Source organism: Sporomusaceae bacterium (assembly GCA_031460455.1).
Lineage (GTDB): Bacteria > Bacillota > Negativicutes > Sporomusales > UBA7701 > Anaeroselena.
Genome location: JAVKTQ010000052.1, coordinates 1 through 1,036, shown reverse-complemented (window position 1 = coordinate 1,036; position 1,036 = coordinate 1). Strand labels below are relative to the sequence as shown.

Annotated in this window: 2 tRNA genes and 1 rRNA gene; all 3 read left to right on the top strand. The window is 51.4% G+C overall.

Annotated features, from left to right (window positions below):
- Positions 1-328: 328 nt before the first annotated feature.
- Positions 329-405: transfer RNA gene (locus RIN56_20695), tRNA-Ile, on the top strand.
- A gap of 102 nt (positions 406-507) precedes the next feature.
- Positions 508-583 (top strand) — tRNA-Ala (locus tag RIN56_20690).
- 347 nt (positions 584-930) lie between these two features.
- A 23S ribosomal RNA gene (locus tag RIN56_20685) occupies positions 931-1,036 on the top strand; the annotation flags it as partial.

Genomic DNA, 1,036 nt, shown 5'->3' with positions numbered 1-1,036 from the left:
TAGCCGTATCGGAAGGTGCGGCTGGATCACCTCCTTTCTATGGAGAACTCAGAAGTGAAACACCTTCTGGTATCCAAGGTCGGACACATCTGGCAGAGAGTATTAGACGCACCATATGTGGTGGCTGTAATACTCACCCTACATTGTTTGGTTTTGAGGGAACACGAAAGTGTTCTTTCAGATAAGGATACCAAGGCTTAGGCTGACAAGAAGTCGTCAGATGCAAGGCGCACCGGAAGCTGACACCGGAAGCGTACTGAGAGGTACGCTGAGGATGGCAGGCGAGGAGCAACGCCGCAGATGGCGGCTTATGGGCAGCCGTAGATAGGGGCCTATAGCTCAGCTGGTTAGAGCGCACGCCTGATAAGCGTGAGGTCAGTGGTTCAAGTCCACTTAGGCCCACCACCACGCTTTAAAATTCGGCCTTAGGGGCGAATTTTTTTAAGCGCTGGTATCAGGTTAAGCTTAGAATGGTGAGAAGCGGAAGCTTATCGACATTCGTAGTATGGGGGCGTAGCTCAGCTGGGAGAGCACCTGCCTTGCAAGCAGGGGGTCAGCGGTTCGATCCCGCTCGTCTCCACCACCACTTCGAATTACCAATATATACAGGTTGCTTAGGCGGCCTGTGTATGGTAAGATAATAAATCCTGAGACGCGGCAATGAGCCAAGTCAAAGGACACTGCTCCTTGAAAACAGCACAGAAGAAAGTGAAGTAAAGAAACCTCTCTATGATAAGTAGAGAAGTTCTTAACGAGCACATTAGGATTAGGCAAAGGTGAAGCTAAGCTACATTAGCGAAAAGCTTAGGTTTACTAGATGCGAGCATGGCAAGGCGCACCGGAAGAGCGCGCCGCGACGCGTACTAAAGTACGCTAGCAAGCGCTCTGAGGAGCAACGAAGCCAGGCGAAGCAGATAGGAAACCGTAATAAGTCAAGCTAATAAGGGCATACGGCGGATGCCTAGGCGCCAACAGCCGAAGAAGGACGGGGTAAGCTCCGAAAAGCCATGGGGAGCCGCAAGCAGGCATAGATCCA